At 35.3% G+C, this 21,313-nt stretch carries 18 protein-coding genes and 1 pseudogene; 15 read left to right on the forward strand and 4 right to left on the reverse strand.

Going from position 1 to position 21,313, the window contains the following annotated elements; translation table 11 throughout:
• The first annotated feature begins 143 nt into the window (after positions 1 to 143).
• Entirely contained in the window at positions 144 to 1,349 is a 1,206-nt protein-coding gene (locus tag KA828_RS10420) for an MFS transporter (RefSeq protein WP_210126181.1), read from the forward strand.
• A 290-nt stretch (positions 1,350 to 1,639) separates the two neighbouring features.
• Positions 1,640 to 2,992: a trypsin-like serine peptidase gene (locus KA828_RS10425; protein WP_481906427.1), complete on the forward strand. Its 1,353-nt coding sequence runs from the start codon at positions 1,640 to 1,642 to the stop codon at positions 2,990 to 2,992.
• A 308-nt stretch (positions 2,993 to 3,300) separates the two neighbouring features.
• Here the strand turns inward: KA828_RS10425 and KA828_RS10430 are convergent, their stop codons facing one another.
• On the reverse strand, positions 3,301 to 4,524 hold the full coding sequence (locus KA828_RS10430; RefSeq protein ID WP_210126182.1) for an ArgE/DapE family deacylase: 1,224 nt from the start codon (positions 4,522 to 4,524) through the stop codon (positions 3,301 to 3,303).
• Between the two features lie 302 nt (positions 4,525 to 4,826).
• Between KA828_RS10430 and KA828_RS10435 the strand changes: the two genes are divergently transcribed.
• From KA828_RS10435 to KA828_RS10450, 4 genes and pseudogenes are all read left to right on the forward strand, one after another.
• Positions 4,827 to 5,879: a PTS sugar transporter subunit IIC gene (locus tag KA828_RS10435; protein WP_210126183.1), complete on the forward strand. Its 1,053-nt coding sequence runs from the start codon at positions 4,827 to 4,829 to the stop codon at positions 5,877 to 5,879.
• A 371-nt stretch (positions 5,880 to 6,250) separates the two neighbouring features.
• A complete protein-coding gene (gene thrS, locus KA828_RS10440) occupies positions 6,251 to 8,167 on the forward strand; it encodes a threonine--tRNA ligase (protein ID WP_210126184.1) in 1,917 nt (638 codons plus the stop codon).
• A 152-nt stretch (positions 8,168 to 8,319) separates the two neighbouring features.
• A complete protein-coding gene (locus tag KA828_RS10445; protein WP_210126185.1) occupies positions 8,320 to 9,174 on the forward strand; it encodes a GIY-YIG nuclease family protein in 855 nt (284 codons plus the stop codon).
• Positions 9,175 to 9,251: 77 nt separating this feature from the next.
• Positions 9,252 to 9,392, forward strand: a pseudogene (locus tag KA828_RS10450) (MepB family protein); the annotation flags it as partial.
• A gap of 148 nt (positions 9,393 to 9,540) precedes the next feature.
• On the opposite strand, the gene mntC reads toward KA828_RS10450, so the two are convergent.
• The 3 genes from mntC to KA828_RS10465 are packed head-to-tail and all read right to left on the reverse strand — an operon-like array spanning position 9,541 to position 12,039.
• A complete protein-coding gene (gene mntC, locus KA828_RS10455; RefSeq protein WP_107629376.1) occupies positions 9,541 to 10,470 on the reverse strand; it encodes a manganese ABC transporter substrate-binding lipoprotein MntC in 930 nt (309 codons plus the stop codon).
• Positions 10,467 to 11,303 (reverse strand): metal ABC transporter permease, encoded by an 837-nt coding sequence (locus tag KA828_RS10460; RefSeq protein ID WP_210126186.1) that lies wholly within the window; start codon positions 11,301 to 11,303, stop codon positions 10,467 to 10,469. Before KA828_RS10460 ends, mntC begins: the two co-directional genes overlap by 4 nt.
• Complete coding sequence (locus tag KA828_RS10465; RefSeq protein ID WP_210126187.1) at positions 11,296 to 12,039, reverse strand: metal ABC transporter ATP-binding protein; 744 nt, start codon at positions 12,037 to 12,039, stop codon at positions 11,296 to 11,298. Before KA828_RS10465 ends, KA828_RS10460 begins: the two co-directional genes overlap by 8 nt.
• A 258-nt stretch (positions 12,040 to 12,297) precedes the next feature.
• On the opposite strand from KA828_RS10465, the gene KA828_RS10470 reads away from it, so the two are divergent.
• The 9 genes from KA828_RS10470 (at position 12,298) to KA828_RS10510 (ending at position 20,973) form a co-directional block, all read left to right on the forward strand.
• Positions 12,298 to 13,497: a GTP-binding protein gene (locus KA828_RS10470; RefSeq protein ID WP_070855396.1), complete on the forward strand. Its 1,200-nt coding sequence runs from the start codon at positions 12,298 to 12,300 to the stop codon at positions 13,495 to 13,497.
• A 230-nt stretch (positions 13,498 to 13,727) separates the two neighbouring features.
• Positions 13,728 to 15,089 carry a branched-chain amino acid transport system II carrier protein gene (gene brnQ / locus KA828_RS10475; protein WP_210126188.1) on the forward strand — a complete coding sequence of 454 codons (1,362 nt, stop codon included), beginning with the start codon at positions 13,728 to 13,730 and terminating at the stop codon, positions 15,087 to 15,089.
• A gap of 169 nt (positions 15,090 to 15,258) precedes the next feature.
• Entirely contained in the window at positions 15,259 to 15,951 is a 693-nt protein-coding gene (locus KA828_RS10480) for a class I SAM-dependent methyltransferase (RefSeq protein ID WP_210126189.1), read from the forward strand.
• The gene (locus KA828_RS10485; protein ID WP_210126190.1) at positions 15,948 to 17,501 is read left to right on the forward strand and encodes an ABC transporter substrate-binding protein; all 1,554 of its coding nucleotides are present in this window, start codon (positions 15,948 to 15,950) and stop codon (positions 17,499 to 17,501) included. The genes KA828_RS10480 and KA828_RS10485 overlap by 4 nt, the downstream gene beginning before the upstream one ends.
• Before the next feature lie 2 nt (positions 17,502 to 17,503).
• Positions 17,504 to 18,460: an ABC transporter permease gene (locus KA828_RS10490; protein ID WP_204193722.1), complete on the forward strand. Its 957-nt coding sequence runs from the start codon at positions 17,504 to 17,506 to the stop codon at positions 18,458 to 18,460.
• Positions 18,460 to 19,227 carry an ABC transporter permease gene (locus KA828_RS10495; RefSeq protein ID WP_210126191.1) on the forward strand — a complete coding sequence of 256 codons (768 nt, stop codon included), beginning with the start codon at positions 18,460 to 18,462 and terminating at the stop codon, positions 19,225 to 19,227. The genes KA828_RS10490 and KA828_RS10495 overlap by 1 nt, the downstream gene beginning before the upstream one ends.
• Entirely contained in the window at positions 19,194 to 19,961 is a 768-nt protein-coding gene (locus KA828_RS10500) for an ATP-binding cassette domain-containing protein (RefSeq protein ID WP_210126192.1), read from the forward strand. Before KA828_RS10495 ends, KA828_RS10500 begins: the two co-directional genes overlap by 34 nt.
• Positions 19,954 to 20,589, forward strand: a complete 636-nt coding sequence (locus KA828_RS10505; RefSeq protein ID WP_210126193.1) for an ABC transporter ATP-binding protein — start codon at positions 19,954 to 19,956, stop codon at positions 20,587 to 20,589. The genes KA828_RS10500 and KA828_RS10505 overlap by 8 nt, the downstream gene beginning before the upstream one ends.
• A gap of 159 nt (positions 20,590 to 20,748) precedes the next feature.
• Positions 20,749 to 20,973 (forward strand): DNA-dependent RNA polymerase auxiliary subunit epsilon family protein, encoded by a 225-nt coding sequence (locus tag KA828_RS10510; protein ID WP_053030174.1) that lies wholly within the window; start codon positions 20,749 to 20,751, stop codon positions 20,971 to 20,973.
• Positions 20,974 to 21,313 lie beyond the last annotated feature (340 nt).

Below are 21,313 nucleotides of genomic sequence, written 5' to 3' on the forward strand. Positions count from 1 at the left end.
AGTCCAATTTATTATAGAACCGTTTAATTACGTCAACTACTGCCAACATATATTTGGAGCCTGAGATATCGATTTTTGTCCCAGACTCGTCTTTTTAACGATAAAAGTATAATGAACGTTCTATATAAAAAGGAGGTTAAACAATGAAGTTTTCTAAAATTGTCTTACCAGGTATCGCGATGATTGCAACAAGCTATGGACTTGGGCGCTTTAGTTTTGGTTTATTTTTACCGAGTATTTCAAACGATTTAAACTTAAACGCGACACAAGCGGGGCTCATCTCATCGCTGTTTTATTTAGCATATTGCTTCACAATTATTTATGCTACTTTAAAAACGAACAGCGTTGGACCGAAACTTATGATTTTATTTGCAGGGTTATCGGTCTTAATAGGTCTCATGTTAATTAGTGTGTCTCATGCGGCATTGTTACTTGCAATCGCAGTTATATTTGCCGGGGGAAGTACAGGTTTAGTTTCACCACCATATGGCTACGCGATTTCACTATGGGTCAAATGGCATGAGCAAGGTAAAGCAAATACGTGGATTAATTCAGGAACAAGTTTAGGTCTCATGTTTACTGGTGTAACTGCGATGCTCCCGTTTTTAAATTGGAGAATGACCTATTTAATATATAGTGTTATTGCGATCATTGTCATTATTTGGAACTATTATGCGATCCCATCATTAAACAAAGAATTGGAGATCGAAACTGGGTCTTTCAACATTAGAGACGTCAGTACGAGTAAAAAGATTATTGTTGCCTCAACAATATTGGGATTTTCAACAGCGCCATTTTGGACATTTTCTAAGTCCTTCGTAGAGAGTATTGGTACATATTCCAATGTTAGTCTCTCTGTGTTTTGGATTTTAATTGGTGTCTTCGGTATGGTAGGTGGCATGTCTGGTGCTATGATTGATCGTTATGGTTTACGTTTCGCTTACATGATTGGTGTCATCTTTCTATCTCTTGCCTCCATTGTATTAGCATTCGCATATCATTTATGGATGATTCCATTTATTGCTTCATCTTTATTTGGAGCAAGTTATATATTTATAACAGGTGTGCTATTAGTTTGGGGCGTTAAAGTCTTCTTGAAAAATGCCTCCCTAGGCATCGGCATTCCGTTCTTAATGTTAGCAGTAGGACAAGTATTAGGTTCTGTAGTGGCTGGTTCTTTAGTAGATCAATTTAACTATACTATGACATTTCTTATTTATGGTTTGATTGGTATGATTGCGTTATTTATTTATCCAAAAGTCAATGTAAAACCTATGAAAGTAGATAAATCTGAGGACTATACGAAAGTACAACTTAAAAATAAAGATGTGCTGAATATTGAACACTAAGCGGTAAGTCTTACCTCCCTTTAGTAAGAAGAACATAGAAATGGCTATACATCCATGTTATGGTGTTAATGTATTCAAAGCGTGTCGTGTCCCGCCCCTTATATTGTTTATAAATAGGAATAAATTGTTGTTCATTCAAAAGAAAACAATTCTATTTATATAAATTTAATATTTATTAAAAATTAAAAAACTTTAATTATTAATATTGTGGTGCGGATCAAATAAGTTATATAATAAGTTAAAATAAAAGTTAATTAATTTGATACTTGAAGAAAGCAGGGACGAGTATAGTGAACAAAGGGGTAGCATTAAAGAAATATTCACACATATTAATTGTCATCCTAATGACAGTGGTATTATCTTTTCTGTTTCAATTAAATGATGCACATGCATCTACTAAAAGTAAGGATTTAAGTGTTCAACCAACATCTCAACAGCACAACCCAGTCAAAGGGGCTAAAGGTAACGTTGCAACGACTCAAGCTAAAGTGCAAACACAGCCTAAGGTAATTAATCGCAATCAAGTGACTAAAGTACCTTCTAAACAATCACATGTGGTAATGCATCGTACGACAGTACAACCTTCATCGCAAAACTTTTCAAAACAAAAGCAACCAACTAAGGTTAACAAAAAAGTTGTCTCAACAAATAAAAAACCACAAAATGCATCAAAAGTAACGCGTACACAATCTGCGAAGCCACAGTTATTAGCACAGACTACCAAAACGAAAAGCAAACCAATTACGAAAGTGGCAGTTGTAAGTAAGACTAAAGCTGCGAAACCAAGTGCGCAAACAACAGTCAAAGCGTCTAAAAAAGCATCATCAACGGCGAAAAAGAATTACTATAATCAAGCGCCTAAGCGTTGGCCATCTAATGTGCCTGGTGGTGATAATGTACGTGATTTCGGTCAAACGACGAAAGAATCCGGCATTGATGACGCACTAAAAATTATGAAGAAATCGGGCAACAAAGGCGTAACCATTGAGCACGCTAAAGCGAAAGATGCCAATATCGCAACAGTTTATAATTGGAATCCAAAAGCAAAACAATTAACATATGGCACTGGTACAGCAATTGGAAAGCATACGATTCTAACTGCGAATCATGTTGTTAATGATCAAAGTGCGCATAAACCTTTAACACCGTCACAACCACAAAATATGCGTATCAATATATTACAAGAGGGATCTAAAATTGTGCGTACACTTGAAGTCTTTGGTGTTCAAATGTTGCAATATGGTGATGTTTCTCTAGTGTATACGTATGAAGATATTTCAAAGTATATGAAGATAAGAAAGATTGCATCAGAAAATTCGATTAAAGCTATGAAAGCAAACACACCTATTCACATGTACCACTATGGTAAGCCGACTGGTAAATATAAAAATGATCCTGCCGGCACAATGTATCATTCAAAAGGGAAATACACGATGACTGCACGAAATGTGAACCCGATTGGCTATTATCAAATGATGGCAGAACCAGGCTCTTCTGGTGGGGCAGTCTTGAATAGTAAGAACGAGGTCATTGGTATTCATGCTTTCCGATTAAACTCAGGTGATTATAAAAAATACAATTTAAATACGATGACAGAAATCAGAGGCAAATTACGCAAAGAAATTATGGATAATATTGTGTAACAATCTGATTGTGACAGTGAGCGGGATGACAGAAGTTAAAGCTAGTCAATATCCTGCTCTTTTTATAGTTACTTGAAGTTCTGCGTCATAGCCTGAAGGAGAGTTGTGATTCAAACGAATATGGACTGTTTTAGGGATATTTTAATGAAAGAGTGTCATTCATTACAAGGAAGTTAGACTGCGGTCACTAACAGGTAAGCCTAACCTCAACATTGGATTTTACTTAAATGCATCACTAAAATGACGTAGTATAGACACTGATTGTCATATGATCAATGCCTATACTACGTCGCATGTTAAATATTAAATTACTTTTCAGCTAAATACTTCACGGCCACCTCTTTGTAGATATCGATGTATTTAAGGTACATCTCTTTTTCAATATATTCATCGACTTGATGAGCCATAATTGTAATACCTGGGCCGACAATTGCAAGATCTACATTATTTGGATTATCACCTAGAAGACTAGATGCATCCGTAGTACCTATAAAAGCTGCGACAAAGACGTCATCCTTATTCACATAATGTGGTGCAACGTCTGTAATCACTTTGATTAAGGTGCTGTCTTTATCACTTGTTACAGGACGATGGTCACTTACAACTTCAAATGACAATGCATCGCGATTTACTTCGTCAATCGTTTGCTGGAATAATGTTTTAACAAAGTCATTATTATACTCAGGTACAGGCCGTACATTGTATTCAATTGAGGCCTCTTCAGGTACAGAGTTGAATTGTTTACCACCTTTGATAACTGAACCGAGCATGGTAAAGCCAGATGCAAAATTTTCCGCTTCCTCACTTAATGTGCCTTTCATAAATTTGTTTACCATAGGTGCGACATCCAACGCATGATGCAGGTCATGCTTTTTAATATCCGCATACTTTGAATTTAACTGATTGATAAATTGTACAAGTGTGTTAATTGCGTTGTCTCCTAGAAATGGCATTGAACTGTGGGCAGCGACACCTGTGGCCGTCACTTTACATGCCATAGACCCTTTATGTGCATAGAAGACACCGTTATCTGTTGGTTCCCCGATGATTAAGCCATCAAGATCATCTAAATAACCTGCTTTCGCAAATAATTTGGCACCTGCCTGTTCTTTTTCCTCTCCAGTCGTCGCCAGCAAACGGATGGTTCCCTTTGGTAGCGCGTCAGACATTTTTAATTCAATCAGTGCAATCACCATTCCCATCAAGGCGCCTTTCATATCTGTTGTACCACGTCCATATAATTTGCCGTCTTGTTCAGTGAGTTTAAATGGTGGGTAAGTCCATTTCTCATGATTTCCGGCATCAACAACATCCATATGACCACTCATTGCTAATATCGGAGAACCACTACCGATTTCAGCGACTAAATTTGCTCTAGTCTCGCTCACTTTTAATATTTTAGATGGTATTTCGTAGCGTGCTAATACGTTTTGTAAATAACGACAAACGTCTATTTCGTGATCATTTTCTGACTGAATTTCAATAATATCTGCTAGTAACTCAATTTTGTCTTCTTCTTTAAAAGTCCACATATGTATCCCAACCTTAAATTTAATATTAGTATTATGTATACATAAAGTGTAATTTATAAACATAATAATGAATATTCATCCTAATATATTTTATAAAATTGCATGTTAAATGATATAGTTATCAAAAAAGGGTTACATTCGTAATAGTTAATGTAATATACTATCGAAGTTGTGAACAAATGATGAATGTTACATATTTATTTTTATATGATTTAAAATAATGTGATTGATTTATTTGTACGATACTTTAAAATCAAGATTAAAATTTAGAAAAAGAGAAAGTTTTATGAGGGATAAGAATTATGGGTGAGAGAGAAATGATAACACCTAGAACATTTATATTTAATGTATTAAATGGTGTTGCTTTAGCAATTGTAGTAGGTATGATTCCAAACGCAATTTTAGGGGAGTTAAGCAAATACTTAGGTCAGTATAATGATATATTTACGAAAATCGCCTTTGTAACGCAAGGTATTCAATATTCAATTCCAATTTTGACAGGTATATTGATTGCGGCACAATTTGGCTTAACACAATTACAAACCGCCGTAACAGGGGCAGCTGCTTTTGTGGGGTCTGGTGCATCGACATTTGTAGATAACAAGTGGGTCATCGTTGGTATAGGTGATTTAATTAATACGATGATTACTGCTTCCATTGCGGTAGGCATTATCTTATTAATCGGCAATAAACTGGGTAGTTTAAATATGATTGTGTTGCCTATCGTTGGTGGTGCGGTGGCTGGATTACTTGGATTATTGATCTTGCCATATACTAAATTGATTACATTAGGATTAGGAGATGTTATCAATTGTTTAACGAATACACAACCTATTATCATGACGGTATTGATTGCAATGATATTCTCTATCTTAATCGTGTCTCCGATATCATCTATCGGTATAGGTTTGGCAATTGGAATCTCAGGATTAGCCGCTGGTTCGGCTGCAGTGGGTGTTTCGGCAAGTGCAATAATGCTTGCAGTTGGTAGCTGGCGTGTGAATAAACCAGGTGTTCCGATTACAGTATTACTTGGCGCAGTGAAATTAATGATGCCGACACTGATTCGCCATCCAATGATGATGGTACCAATTATTTGTACAGCAGGTGTTTCAGGTTTTGTTGGTGGCTTGTTAAATATTAAAGGTACGCCAGATTCAGCAGGTTTCGGATTGATTGGTCTTGTGGGACCTATTAAATCATTAAATTTATTAAATATGGGTACAACGAGTGGTTTATTGATTATCGCCATTACGTACATTATTGTGCCGTTAATTTCTGCGCTGTTTTTCCATTATTTATTTACAAAAGTATTAAAACTCTATGATCCTAATATCTTTAAATATAAAGTTTAAGCCAAATATTAAACATAAATTGTCAAAAAGATAACCCATGTAGGTAATTTAATATTTTGATACGCATTTGACTAACATTTAAGATAGGTATATGATTATTAAAAATTAATACTGAATTTAAGGACAAGAACTTTATGGTCAATTCACAGAGAGGGAATAAGTGCTGAGATATTCCTAAATTTAAAATAAAGTTTACTACCTTTATATACATTACATGGAAACATGTAACGTTTCATACGCGTTAAAGTATGACTAAAGTGCCATCTCTTGAATGAGATGGAATGTTGGGTGGAACCACGGGTATTCAAGACTCGTCCCTTTTGTAGGGACGGGTTTTTTATTTTATATAAATGTTTAAGGAGAGATGTATCATGTCTAATCAACAAATTCATATTCAATTTCCAGATGGAAGTAAAAAAGCGTATCAAGCAGGTGTTCTAGCTAAAGAGGTAGCGCAATCTATTAGCCAATCTTTATATAAAGAAGCGGTCGTTTGCCGTGTGAATGACCGTTTAGTTGATTTGACCCATCCTCTCCAAGCGGATTGTGAACTCACATTTTACACTCTTAAAGATCAAGAAGGTTTAAATGTGATGCGACATTCTGCGGCACATGTCTTAGCACAAGCACTTACTCGTTTATATCCTGACGTAAAATTAACAATTGGTCCTGTCATTGAAAATGGCTTTTACTATGATATTGATTTAGATGAATCGATTAGTGAAGCAGACTTAAATAAAATTGAAAAAGAAATGAAGAAAATTCATAGTGAGAATTTAAAATTTGTACGACAAGATTTAAGCTATGCAGAAGCTAAAAACATTTTTAAAGATAATTCTTATAAATTGGAACTGATTGAAGAACATAAAGATGATCAACTTTCACTATATCAACAAGGGGAATTTATAGATTTATGTGTTGGCCCACATGTACCAAGTACTAAATTTGTAAATCATTTCAAGTTAACAAAAGTGTCTGGTGCATACTGGCGTGGCGATAGTGACAACAAAATGTTGCAACGTATTTACGGTGTAGCATTTAGTTCTAAAGATCAACTTGATGACTATTTTGAGTTTTTAAGAGAAGCAGATGAACGCAATCATAGACGCTTAGGAAAACAATTAAAATTATTTATGTTCTCTGAAGAAGCACCAGGTATGCCATTCTATCTTTCAAATGGTCAATTTATTCGAAATCAAATGGAAAGTTTCTTACGAGAAGTGCAATTGAAACATGATTACGATGAAGTAAGAACACCATTAATGATGAATAAACGACTTTGGGAAGAGTCAGGACACTGGGATCATTATCATGAAAACATGTACTTCACTAAAGTAGATGAAAATGATTATGCATTGAAACCAATGAATTGCCCGGGACATATGTTAATTTTCAAAAATGAATTAAGATCTTATAAAGACTTACCGCTTCGAATTGCTGAATTCGGTCAAGTACATCGTCATGAATTTAGTGGTGCGTTGAATGGTTTACTACGCGTGAGAACGTTCTGCCAAGATGATGCGCATATCTTTATTATGAAATCTCAAATCAAATCAGAAGTACAAGAAATTCTGAAGTTAATTGACTATATCTATTCAGTCTTTGGCTTTGACTATAGTATTGAACTATCAACACGACCAGATGATTATCTAGGTGAAATTGATTTGTGGAATGAAGCGGAACAGTCATTGGCACACGTGTTGGATGACCTTGGTTTGGCATATTCAATTAATGAAGGCGATGGTGCCTTCTATGGTCCTAAAATTGACGTACACATTAAAGATGCATTAAATCGTAGTCACCAATGTGCAACAGTACAATTAGACTTCCAAATGCCAGAAAAATTTGATTTAACTTATATCAATGAACAGAATGAGAAAGAACGTCCAGTTGTATTACACAGAGCAGTCTTCGGCTCTTTAGACCGCTTCTTCGGTATCTTGATAGAACACTTCAAAGGTGCATCCCCATTATGGATGGCACCAGTACAAGTGAATTTAATCGGCGTATCGGATAATAATGATGACTACGTCCGTAAAGTTGCAGACACATTAAGAAACGAGAATATTCGCGTCGCTATAGACGACCGAGATGAAAAGTTAGGCAAGAAAATTAGAGAAAGCCAAATGAATAAAATTCCATACACATTAGTGTTAGGTGACGATGAACAACAACATCACACTGTGTCATCAAGAAAGTACGCACATCACGATAACGAAACAATGGATATTCAAACATTCGTTGAAAAACTAAAACATGAAATTGAAAGCAAAGCCTTATTAGTTTAATGATGTAATCTGAAATCAACCAAGCCTATCAGAGTATGAACACTTTGATAGGCTTTTTAATGTCTAGATATTAAATATAAATATGAAAATTGTATAATAATTATATAATGTATTAAAATAATAAAAATACTAAATTATTAAGGGTTATAAAGATGATTAAGCTAACAGATTTTATACAGACACCAAATGTAAGTAAAACTAAAATTAAATTCAATATGAATGCTGGAGATATTAATAAGCGTGCATGGGACTTTTTGTTAGAAGATAGTGAAGATTGGATAGTTATGAACACATGGAAGACTAGACAAAATAATAATAATCTCAATAAGGCAGATTATTTAATAGCCTTAGCTCAATATTATCCATATGGGCCAGAATATTTTGTCTTTGGCGGTATTTATAAGGTCGAAAAGATCAATCCAGAAGTATTTAACCAAGTTGGGTACAAACTAACATTACTTGATGATTATAAAGAATATCGAAAAAGACTTATTATCAAAATACAGAAACCGATTGGTAGAGATGTATATAATCGCCTCTATTCAACTGTACAAGAACAATTACAACCAGAAGTTTATGAAATAGCGCCAAATGTTAAATTAGGACATTTTAAAGGTTATCAACATGTGTGTTTAAAGCATAAAGAATTACAACAGATTATAGATAGAAATGAACCAAGTTGGAAAGATGCATTAAGTCACGTTAAAGGTGTTTATGTTATTACTAATTTAGAAACGGGACAACTCTATATAGGATCAGCTTCAGGCAATACTGACGGGATTTGGCAACGATGGTCGAACTATGCACATTTAAATAATTTAACCGGTGGCAATAAAGAATTTCTAACTATTTTAAATGAAAAGGGTAGAGAATATATTATTCAGCACTTTCAATACGCTATCCTAGAAATATTTGATACAAAGACAAAGGCCAATACAATAATTGAAAGAGAGAATTATTGGAAAACAGTATTGGATACCAAAAAGCATGGTATGAATCATAATTAAATTTTAAGACATAACACATTAAAAAAGGAGTTTGTATATGAAACCCATTGAAACAATGCAATCATATCATTTGCTAGAAAGGTATTTTGAAAAGTGATGAGTCTAAAGGGAAAATGGCATTAAGAGTGTATCCACCGTGGGAAACTGAATTAAATAAAACAGCAACTAAGGCACAAGCATGGCAATGTGCATATTTTAATGAGATAGCGTATGAATAAGTACCAATCTACGTTTTACAGTAACAAAGAATTTTATAAATAATAAGCCAGTAAATGAATTCCTAAAAATTCATTTACTGGCTATTTTAATAGGAGGATGATAATAATATATTAATTTAATTTCTTAAATGCGTTGTTTTAATTAAGTCTATTCCATGCTTCCATGGATTGTTTCGATATTGTGTTTCATCATTTTATAATATGAATCACCTTTAGAGCCTTTTTCTCCGATTGAATCGGTAAAGACTTCTCCGTAAATACGCTTACCAGTTTCCTCAGATAAGCTATTCATAGATTTTTTATCTACACTAGTTTCAACTAATAAATGTTTGATGTGATTGTCTTTAACAAACTTGATAGCCTGTTTCATTTGTGACGGTGTACCTTGTTTCTCAGTATTGATTTCCCAAATATAGCCTGGCTTGATATCAAAGGCTTTTGAGAAGTATTTGAAGGCACCTTCACTTGTAATCATAGCACGTTCTTGTTTTGGAATATCATTGAATTTATCTTTACTGTCTTTGTTTAACTTTTCAAGTTCTGCAAGATAAGCATCACCTTGTTTGTGATAGTCTGCTTTGTGTGAAGCATCTGCTTTCACAAGTTGCTCTTGAATATTCTTAACGTATTGAATACCATTATCCAAACTTAACCATGCATGTGGATCAATCTTGTCCTTATTACCTGTTTCACCATTTAAATAGATAGGTTTAACGCCTTTAGACACCGCGAAGACTGACTTATCATCTGTAGATTTGCCTGCTTGTTCTAAAGCTTTTTCAAACCAACCGTTACCAGATTCTAAATTGAAACCATTGTAGAAGATAACATCTGCATCAGTAAGTTGTTTAATATCTTTCGGTTTCACTTCGTATTCATGTGGGTCTTGTCCTACTGGTACGATACTATGAACGTCTACCTTGTCACCACCGACTTGTTTGACCATGTCATAAATAATTGAATTGGTTGTGACAACCTTCAATTTGTCATGATTTTTAGAATGTTGGTCACTAGAATTTGAACTACACGCTGCTAGAACTAGAATCAATGCAATAAGTAATGGAATAAATTTTTTCATGTTGTGTGTACACCTCTATACTTTGTTTTTAATTTTGAAAAGAGAAGGGTCAAGATATAAATACTAAATGTTGCAATGACAATCGTTGCCCCGCTTGGAAGATTGTAAATAAAGCTAAAGTACAATCCGACAATCGAACTTACTACGCCAATCAAACTTGCTACAATCATCATTGAATAAAGATTCTTTGTGATTAAAAAGGCGGTCGATGCCGGTGTAACAAGTAATGCGACGACTAGGATAATGCCAACAGTTTGAATACTAGCAACGGTGACTAAGGCGAGTAAGAGCATTACAAAATAATGAATGACTGTTGTATTCAACCCACTTACGCGACTGAATGTTGGATCAAACGTTGAAATCATTAATGGTCGATACAATATGACAATCAGTAACATCACGATGACACCAATAATAAGGGTTGTCCAAAATGTTTGTCGGGTAATCGCGAGTAAGTTACCAAATAAAATATGATGTAAATCTGTCGTGCTGTTTATCAGACTAATAATGATGACACCCGTTGCGAGAAATGCAGTGAAACTAATGCCAATCGCTGCATCTGGCTTTGTTTTACTATTATTAGAAATGTATCCAATTAATAAACTTGCAATCATGCCAGTGACTAATGCGCCGATGAACATCGGAATATTGAATAAGAATGACAACGCCACACCAGGTAAAACGGCATGACTCATCGCATCTCCCATTAACGATAATCCACGAAGGATGATTAAACTTCCGACAGTCCCACAAACCACGCCCACTATAATAGATGTAATTAAAGCGCGATTTAAGAACTGATAATCAAATAAATGTTGAATGAAATCAGTCATTTGCTATGTCACTCCCTTCATTAAACGTAGAAGTCACATTAAATAAAAATGTGCGATTGAGATATTGGGGCTGCATTGCTTGGTGACTGGGACCGAAGAATCTAACTGTACGATTCAGTAAAAGAATACGGTCGAAATAGTCTTCTGCTTTAGATAAATCATGGTGCACGATAAGAATAAGCTTACCTTGCGCCTTTAATTGACGAAGTTTCTCCATAATAAGTTGCTCACTATTAAAATCGATGCCTACAAACGGTTCGTCTAATAAATAAACTGTACTATCAGACATCAATGCTCTTGCTACAAGAACACGTTGCAATTGACCGCCACTGAGCTCGGAAATTTGTTTGTATTGCAACGCTTCTAAATCTAAGTCTCTTAATAGTTTTTGAAATTTTGTTTTAGACGCATGATCGACACGTTTGAACCAGCCAATGGTTTGATAGCAGCCAGATAGAATGACTTTCTCAACATTGATTGGGAAGTCTAAGTCTAATTGCGCTTTTTGAGGAATGTATGTAATGTATTGCAATTGTTTATGTATGGATTTGCCATATAAATACATCTCGCCACTAGCGTTAAACGTTCCGATCAAGCTTTTTAGCAATGAAGACTTACCCGCACCGTTGGGCCCCATGATGCCAATGATTTCCCCTGATATTGGAATCTTTAAAGAAATATCTTTCAGCACATGTTTATGATTTAAATGCAAATTCATGTTGTTAATTTCTATCAACAAACTACCTCCTAAATAAAAGTTTAGGTTAACCTAATTTATTTCATGATAACTTCCGAAAACAGAGCGTGTCAAGTCGAGATAGTTAATAAAAGTGTGGAAATAGTATCAATTCATTTCGGTAAATAAGTTCTAGAGTGAGCGTTAATCATTGATATGGCTACATTTGATCATCATTAGTTTGATTGACAATTAAAAATTTAAATGTAAAATATAAAACGTAATAATTACGATTTATAAAAAGAAAGGTATGATTTTATGGGCAAGATACCTGTAACGGTATTGAGTGGTTATCTTGGATCAGGTAAGACAACATTACTTAACCACATTTTAAATAATCGTGAAGGCCGTCGAATTGCGGTTATTGTGAATGATATGAGTGAGGTAAATATTGATAAAGACTTAGTTGCTGATGGGGGCGGGTTATCTCGAACAGATGAAAAATTAGTCGAATTATCTAATGGTTGTATTTGCTGTACGTTAAGAGATGATTTATTGCAAGAAGTTGAGCGTCTAGTAGAAAAAGGAAATATTGATTATATTGTGATTGAATCTACAGGGATATCTGAACCAGTACCTGTTGCACAAACTTTCTCTTATATTGACGACGCATTAGGTATTGATTTAACTTCTATTTGTCGACTAGATACGATGGTAACTGTTGTAGATGCGAACCGATTTATTAATGACATTAATTCTGAGGATTTACTTGTAGATCGTGATCAAGGTGCAGATCAAACAGATGAACGCTCAATTGCTGATTTACTCATTGATCAAGTCGAATTCTGTGATGTGTTAGTGATCAATAAGACGGATTTAGTTACCGAAGCGGAATTAACAAAATTAGAAAACATCTTAAGAAAATTACAACCGGATGCTAAATTAATCAAAACGACAAATGCCGAAGTGGATATCAATGACGTGTTAAATACAGGGCGCTTTGATTTTGAACAAGCAAGTAATTCTGCAGGTTGGATAAAAGAATTAACTGAAGGTGGTCACGCTGAACATACACCTGAGACAGAAGAGTATGGGATTGGATCATTTGTCTATTCAAGACGTTTACCGTTTCACGCGAAACGTTTCAATGATTGGTTAGAACAAATGCCTAATAACATTGTTCGTGCAAAAGGGATTGTTTGGCTAGCACAATATAATCAAGTTGCATGCTTATTATCTCAAGCAGGTTCATCTTGTAATATTAGTCCGGTAACGTATTGGGTAGCTGCAATGTCGCCAGAACAACGAGAACAAATTCTAAATCAACGACCAGATGTTGCCGAAAGTTGGGATATCGAATATGGTGACAGAAATACACAATTTGTAATTATCGGTACAGAATTAGATCAAGAACAAATTGTAAAAGAATTAGATCAATGCTTAGTAAATAGCGATGAAATTGGTAGTGATTGGAATCAATTAGAAGATCCATATCAATGGCAAATTCGAAAAGCTTAATATCATACCATCGTTCCAGTAGTTAATGTTTGAAAGACAACGTGGCTTAGGATGGACGATAACACCTCGTAGATTGCGTGAAATAATCAAAACGACCGTTACGAGGTGTCTTTTTTATGGCATCATCCAGTGAATATAGTGATGATTTAAATTTATTGAATATTTTGAACAAATAGATGTTAAATTTATGTATAATAGCTAGTAAACACATAATAGGAGAGATGTAACACATGATGAAACAGAAACTTTCAATCAAAGAAAATATATTTATTGGTTCGATGTTGTTTGGTTTATTCTTTGGTGCAGGAAATTTAATCTTTCCTATTCATCTTGGACAAACAGCAGGCGCCAATGTTTGGCTTGCTAATTTAGGATTCTTAATTACAGCGATTGGGTTACCTTTCCTAGGTATCGTAGCCATCGGTATCTCTAAAACGAATGGCGTTTTCGATATTTCATCTAGAGTGAGTAAAGGCTATGCATATGCATTTACAATTGCCCTATATTTAGTAATTGGACCGTTTTTTGCGTTACCAAGACTTGCAACAACATCATATGAAATTGCATTTTCACCATTTATTTCGGCAAGCACTGGAAAGTTAGTGTTACCGATATTCAGTATTTTATTCTTTCTAATAGCATGGTTTTTCTCTAGAAAGCCATCTAAAATTTTAGATTACATAGGCAAATTCTTAAATCCAGTATTTCTAGTATTGCTCGGTATCGTAGTTGTCTTAGCGTTTATTAAACCTATGGGTGGTATTAGTCATGCGCCAATAAGTGCAAACTATAGTAATAGTGTCTTATTGAAAGGCTTTATTGACGGCTATAATACACTAGACGCACTCGCATCACTCGCATTCGGGATTATCATTGTGACAACGATTAAGAAATTAGGTATTACCAATCCGAATGGGATTGCTAAAGAAACGTTTAAGTCAGGATTTATAAGTATCGTAGGAATGGGCGTGATTTACACGTTACTTGCTTTAATGGGTACGATGAGTTTAGGTCATTTTAAAGTGAGTGAAAATGGTGGTATCGCACTTGCTCAAATCGCGCAACACTATCTTGGAGATTATGGCATTATCATCTTATCGCTAATTATTATTGTGGCATGTTTGAAGACGGCGATTGGTTTAATAACTGCCTTTTCAGAAACATTCACAGCACTATTCCCGAAAATGAATTACCTTTGGTTGGCAACAGGTGTCGCACTACTTGCCTGTATCTTCGCGAATGTCGGATTAACTAAGATCATTATGTATTCAACACCTGTACTTATGTTTATCTATCCATTAGCGATTACACTTATTTTATTAACACTTGTCAGCCCATTATTTAATCATTCGACAATTGTTTATAAATTTACAACGTTCTTTACTATGTTTGCAGCATTCTTTGACGGCATCAATGCAAGTCCAGAATTCTTTGCGAAGACATCATTCGCACAAACATTAATTGGCTTTGCCGAACACTATTTACCATTCTTTACAATTGGCATGGGCTGGATCGTTCCAGCAATTATAGGATTTATTATAGGACTAATCGTTTATTCAATCCGTTCTCGTAGACATACACAAACACAATAAATATGCAGTTATAAGCTGTGAGCCTGGGACATCGATCAATGTCCCGCGCCCATAGCTTATTTTTTTGCGTTCATTCATGACTTTGAAAAATTCTTATTGTGTAAATGTACATAGTGTAGTACTATTTAAAACGTAATTATTACGATTTGAAGTAAGTGAGGAGAATGAAATGACTAAGACTTATGACGTTTGGTGGCAAAAAGGTCAAGAATCAGATGATGATATGGCACGAGACCATCAAGAAGCTTGGGAGAGAACGATAGAAATGCTTGATACATCTGACATCGAAGGGAAAACGATTTTAGATGTGGGATGTAATCAAGGCGGATTTTTACGACAATTATACGATACAACACCGTTTAATGAAGGTGTTGGCATCGATTTAGCACGTTTATCTTTGGAAAAGGCAGAGACATTAAAAGGACAACGTCCACTTACATACTATTTAACAGATAAACCACAAGAAACGAAGCACATATTTGATACGGCTGTAAGTACGTCTGTCTTGTACTTAATAGAGGATATTCCGCAACATGCGAAAGATTTAAAAGAGGTATTGAAACCAGGCGGCGTTTATTACGCTTCATTCGCGGATTTAACTAATAACCCGAGTCGTCAGTTTATGGATGACACGATTAATCAATATGGTGCCACACCGTCTCAGAATCACTCTCTAAAACATATCGTTGATAGCTTTGTGAATGCAGGATTTGAAGTTGCGGTAATGAAAGAGCCTGTACCTGACGTGATTGATTTAACACATTATAGCGATTTTTACTTATCACCAAATGATTATTTACAAACATTATATGAAGAATCATTTTTAATCAAAGCAAGAGTGAAAGAAGGTACTGAGAAATGAAGAAACGTATATTAATGACGGTAGCAGCAAGTGCTACGCTCTTATTGGCAGGTTGTGGCAATGGTCAAAAGGAAGATAAAGATGTTACGGTATCGCTACCTACTGAAGCAAAGGCGGATAAACTTGACGCGCAAGGCTATGATGCAGCGATGCCCGTTTATAGTGCAGTGTATGATGCATTAGTTAAATACGACAAAGATAAGGGCGTTAAAGCAGGTTTAGCAGATAAATGGCGCGTTGATGAATCAGGGAAAGTTTATGAATTCCATTTGAAAAAGAACGTTAAATTCTCAGATGGTTCAGCATTAGATGCTAAGGCCGTGAAATTCTCGATTGATCGTGCGAAAGCGATGAATAAAGATACGACTGTAGAAACGTTGAAAAAATTAGATAAGGTCGTTGTTAAAAATGATCACGTGGTCCAAATTAGATTGAAATCTCCATCAAATCAAGTGTTAAATGAATTAACACAAGTGAGACCGTTGCGTATTATGAGTCCACATTCAGTAGAAGGTGGTAAAGTAAACGGTAAATTTGAAAAAGCGATTGGAACAGGTGCATTTGTTGTTGATAAAACTGGTAAAGAAAAAACGACAATGAAGCCAAATAAATATTTCGACAATGGTCACCCAGTTAATTATCATCTTGCATTCCAAACGATTGAAGATGGGGACTCAAGAAATTCTGCAGTACAAAGTGGTTCTGTAGATATTTCTGGTGGTGCTTTAGGTATGCTCTCAGATGAACAAATCAAACAGGATAAGAAAAATAAGAACTTAACGATTGAAGATAGACCTAGCACAGTAAGTCACTTTATGGCATTTAACCCTAAAAATGATGTATTAGATCATCGCGCAATTCGTGAAGCGATAAGTAAGAGCATCGATGCGAAAGACATTGCGGGCAAATCTGTAAATGGTCTGTTCCAGAAGAACGTGCAATTTGTGACTAAAGATAATCAACAACCACACGATTATGATATGAAAGCGGCTGAAAGGTTACTTAAATCAGAAGGCTATCATAAAAACGATGACGGCATCTTTGAAAAGAATGGCAAACCTTTATCATTTAACTTAGTCATTCAAACTGCAGAGTTCCCTAGTTGGAAAGATAAAGCAGAAAAAGTGCAACGTCAGCTTAAACAAGCCGGCATTAAGTTAAATGTGAAAACGTTAGATTCACAATCATACTATGATACATTATGGACGAAAAAAGACTATGATTTGATTTTCTATAGAACGTATTCAGATGCATTAATGCCTTACAACTTTATGAGTTCAGTGTTTAAAAATAATGATGGTCAACCAGGGGTGTTAGCTGATGATGAAACATTAACGAAACAGCTAGACGATTTCCCATCAACCGTATCAAAAGAAGACCAACAGCGTTCGTTTGATAACATATTTAAACACTTTAATCAACAATACTATGGTGTGCCAATTGCTTATCCAAATGAGACATTTGTAGTGAGTGATAAAGTAAAACAATTCAAATTCTCCGGACTTACGGATGCACCAATTGATTATAAAGCGTTGAAAGTTAATGAATAACAATGCTCAAACGTACAATTAAATTCATACTTTATTTAATCGTAAGTTCGTTTATTATCTTCATTTTAGTTGAGAAGACATCTGGTAATCCAGCAATTCTGTATCTACAACGTCATGGTTATACGTCGATTACGCAAGACAATATTGAAGCGGCACAACATCAACTTGGCTTAGGACAGCATGTGTTACTAAGATATATCGATTGGGTTGGACATGCACTCACGGGCAACTTAGGATACAGCTTTAGTACAAACGAAGCGGTTACCGCTATGATAATGGAAGCCATCATGCCGACGCTTGTGCTAATCATTGTCTCTAGTTGTATCATGTTGCCATTTGGCTATATTGTTGGTTACTTCGTTGGGACGCGACCGCATACACGTTACGCTAATGGAATTCGTGGATTCGCCCAAGTGATGACCTCAATGCCGGAATACTGGTTAGCTATTTTATTCATTTATTATTTGGGCGTACGTTGGCAATTGTTACCATTTGTAGGTAGTGATTCATGGCAACACTTTGTGCTACCCATCTTCACAATTGTTGTTATAGAAGGGTGTCATATCTTATTGATGACAGCACATTTGATTGCGCAAACGTTAGATCAAGATGCGTATCAACTTGCGCAGTTAAGACATTTCTCGTTAAAAGCGCGTATCATCGTACAAATTAAAGAGATATTTGCACCACTAATGACCATTTCAATTAACAGTGTCATTCATTTAATTGGAAAAGCCGTAATACTTGAAGTCATCTTTAGCATGTCTGGTATAGGTAAATTGTTGATTAATGCTATTAACCAACGAGATTACCCACTAATTCAGGGCATTGTCATCTTTATCATCGTCTTTATTATGCTAATGAATTATTTAGGCGATGTGATTATCTTGAAGAATGAACCTAGACTTCGACGACGTCACACCCAGCAGTCAGGTAATGAGAAAAGAGGTGCGATGTGATGAAAAAACATCAAACGTACATCGCAATAGCTTCACTATTGAGTTTGATAGTTGTATTAATGACGTATGGTTTAATGCAAGACACGCAACATTTGGATCCACTTGAGTCACCTAATGGACAACATTGGTTGGGTACCGATCAATTAGGCAGAGACTTCTTAGTAAGACTGATTGTCGGTAGTCTTGTCACATTGAGTTTAACAGGTATAGTGATTCTATTAAGTGTTTGTATGGGACTTATCTTTGGCTTAATTGCAGGCGTAGAAAGACGATGGTTAGATCAAATCATTATGTTTGTTGCCGATATGTTGTTGGCTATTCCATCATTTATTATCGCATTAGTCATTTTAAGTTTAGTAAGTAACTCCATGATAGGTTTAATACTTGCTTTAACGATTGGATGGATAGGACGTTATTTACGTTACTTCAGAAATTTAACGCGAGATATTCAAAAACGTCCATTTGTTCAATATGCACGATTGAGTGGGAACTCAACATTCAAAACGACAGTAACACATGTGATTCCACATTTATTGAGTAATATATTCGCTTTGGTGACGGCTGACTTTGGCAAAATGATGCTCAGCATATCTGGCCTTGCCTTTCTAGGACTAGGTATTAAACCGCCGACGCCTGAGTTAGGAACCATTCTTTTTGATGGGAAAAGTTATTTCAACGGCGCACCGTGGCTCTTCTTCTTCCCTGGTGTATTGTTAGGAGGTTTCGCCTTATTATGTCAAATCATCAACAAAAAAATAACGCAGTAAATACGGTAGTCAACGTCAATCAATTATCGATTTTAGATCAAGAGAAAGTATTGTTAAAAGATGTTGATTTGACAGTAACTAAAGGTGCATTTCATTGCATTATAGGTGAAAGTGGCAGTGGGAAATCACTGTTAACAAGAACAATACTTGGAATGAAGCGACCACAATTAAGTTATCAAGGAGATATTGACATCGATTTAACTAAAACAGATGCAGTGTTTCAAGATGTTCAAAGTAATATGTTTCAAAATATAACATTAGCTAAGCATTTCCAATACATTTATGAAGCTAATCGCACACATCTGACGAAACAGGGTATTAAGGATGATGTCTTACAGATGATGCAATTACTTGGTTTAAGACAAGGGGAACAATTACTTGAGCGTTATCCTTTTGAACTTAGTGGAGGTATGGCACAACGTGTCGCCTTTATAATGTCATTAATTAGACGTCCGGACTACTTATTTTTAGATGAACCGACGAGTGCACTTGATCAAGACAATGTTAAAAAGTTTATGCATTATCTTCTGAAGGCACAAGAACGCTACCAAATGACCATCGTTTTTATCACACACGATATTAACTTAGTGAAAGATTTTGCCACGCATATTAGTATTATGCAGCAAGGTCAATTGATAGAAAGTGGTGAGGCGGCGTCAATCTTAACTAAGCCGACACATAGTTACACGGAAAAATTAATTACGATTGCACATCGGAGACAACCTTATGCTTAAAATAGAGAGATTAACCAAATATATAGATACGCAACTGATATTTAAAGAGATATCATGTACAATGAATGACCAGCACTTGCTCATAAGTGGTGAGAGTGGTTGTGGTAAATCTACGTTAGCCAAGATTATCGCTGGCTTAGATACGGACTATCAGGGCGAATTATATCTTAATGGGCGTTTACGTGAATCTTATACGTCTAAAGAGTGGATGAAGCACATCCAATATGTACCTCAATATCAACGTGATACCTTAAATCAGCGTAAAACGGTATTAGCTACACTATTAGAACCACTTAAGAATTACAAGGTAGATAAACAGCGTTATACATCAAGCATTGAAGCAGTGCTTGATCAGTGTAACTTACCACACGATATACTTAAGCAGAAAGTGTCGACGTTAAGTGGTGGTCAATTTCAACGCGTTTGGATAGCTAAAGCTTTAATATTAGAACCAGAGATTCTCATATTGGATGAAGCTACAACCAACTTAGATGTTATTAATGAAGAAGCTATACTTCAAATGCTAATGTCTTTAAAGACGACGCAATTAATCATTATTTCACATGATGCATATGTCTTAAGCCGATTTAACGGTGTTCAATTACCGCTCAAACAATGGGGTCAGTAGCGTTGGAATATAGTCACACGTCACCTCCCTCAACCTGTTTTAAATCGTAAGCAATAAAGAAGTTTGAAAATATTTAAAACAGGGCATATTTTACTAATTAAACCTTTCATGAAAATTGAAACGGCATAAGGTTTTTAACTTTTATAGGGGGATTGTCACATGAATATATACAAATTACGTTACCAACATTACAAAGATATCGTAGATGATAATATCTTAACGGTCTTTGTATTAGCTAAAAATGAAGAAGAAGTTGAACAATTCGCGAAAAAAGTAAGTTATGCAGTTGAGAGTATTACTAAAATCTCTCAAGAAGCGTATGAAAAAGAAAAAGAAAAAAATGAACACTTCGGACTTGAACATGCTGAAAATTATTTAGATTAATCGTCCGTTACTGTGAATCATTAGAAGAGTCCGGGACATAAATAATATAATGAAGCTATTTTGCAAATTCGCAGTAGCTGACTGAACTGAGAAGGCGCTTTAACAAAGCTTTTCTCAGTTCTAGTCATCCTTGCGGGGTCGGGGCCCCAGCAAAGAGAATTTCATCAAGAAATTCTACAAGCGAAGCAAGCTGGGAGTGGGACGACGAATTTAAAAGAATTCTGTCCCATTCCCTTTCCTACGATTAGTCAAGTACTTATCATTAAAATAAGCATTAATTAACTAAACCGTTAAATTTGAATTTTTTGAATAAGGTGTTAAACTATATCTGATTATATAT

The sequence above is a fragment of the Staphylococcus sp. GDY8P85P genome (genome assembly GCF_017892405.1).
In the GTDB taxonomy this organism is placed as follows: domain Bacteria; phylum Bacillota; class Bacilli; order Staphylococcales; family Staphylococcaceae; genus Staphylococcus; species Staphylococcus borealis.

Coding starts and splice junctions, on each gene's coding strand:
- KA828_RS10420 (WP_210126181.1), top strand. CDS start 144: ATGAAGTTTTCTAAAATTGTCTTACCAGGTATCGCGATGATTGCAACA.
- KA828_RS10430 (WP_210126182.1), bottom strand. CDS start 4,524: ATGTGGACTTTTAAAGAAGAAGACAAAATTGAGTTACTAGCAGATATT.
- KA828_RS10435 (WP_210126183.1), top strand. CDS start 4,827: ATGGGTGAGAGAGAAATGATAACACCTAGAACATTTATATTTAATGTA.
- thrS (WP_210126184.1), top strand. CDS start 6,251: ATGTCTAATCAACAAATTCATATTCAATTTCCAGATGGAAGTAAAAAA.
- KA828_RS10445 (WP_210126185.1), top strand. CDS start 8,320: ATGATTAAGCTAACAGATTTTATACAGACACCAAATGTAAGTAAAACT.
- mntC (WP_107629376.1), bottom strand. CDS start 10,470: ATGAAAAAATTTATTCCATTACTTATTGCATTGATTCTAGTTCTAGCA.
- KA828_RS10460 (WP_210126186.1), bottom strand. CDS start 11,303: ATGACTGATTTCATTCAACATTTATTTGATTATCAGTTCTTAAATCGC.
- KA828_RS10470 (WP_070855396.1), top strand. CDS start 12,298: ATGGGCAAGATACCTGTAACGGTATTGAGTGGTTATCTTGGATCAGGT.
- brnQ (WP_210126188.1), top strand. CDS start 13,728: ATGATGAAACAGAAACTTTCAATCAAAGAAAATATATTTATTGGTTCG.
- KA828_RS10480 (WP_210126189.1), top strand. CDS start 15,259: ATGACTAAGACTTATGACGTTTGGTGGCAAAAAGGTCAAGAATCAGAT.
- KA828_RS10485 (WP_210126190.1), top strand. CDS start 15,948: ATGAAGAAACGTATATTAATGACGGTAGCAGCAAGTGCTACGCTCTTA.
- KA828_RS10490 (WP_204193722.1), top strand. CDS start 17,504: ATGCTCAAACGTACAATTAAATTCATACTTTATTTAATCGTAAGTTCG.
- KA828_RS10495 (WP_210126191.1), top strand. CDS start 18,460: ATGAAAAAACATCAAACGTACATCGCAATAGCTTCACTATTGAGTTTG.
- KA828_RS10500 (WP_210126192.1), top strand. CDS start 19,194: ATGTCAAATCATCAACAAAAAAATAACGCAGTAAATACGGTAGTCAAC.
- KA828_RS10505 (WP_210126193.1), top strand. CDS start 19,954: ATGCTTAAAATAGAGAGATTAACCAAATATATAGATACGCAACTGATA.
- KA828_RS10510 (WP_053030174.1), top strand. CDS start 20,749: ATGAATATATACAAATTACGTTACCAACATTACAAAGATATCGTAGAT.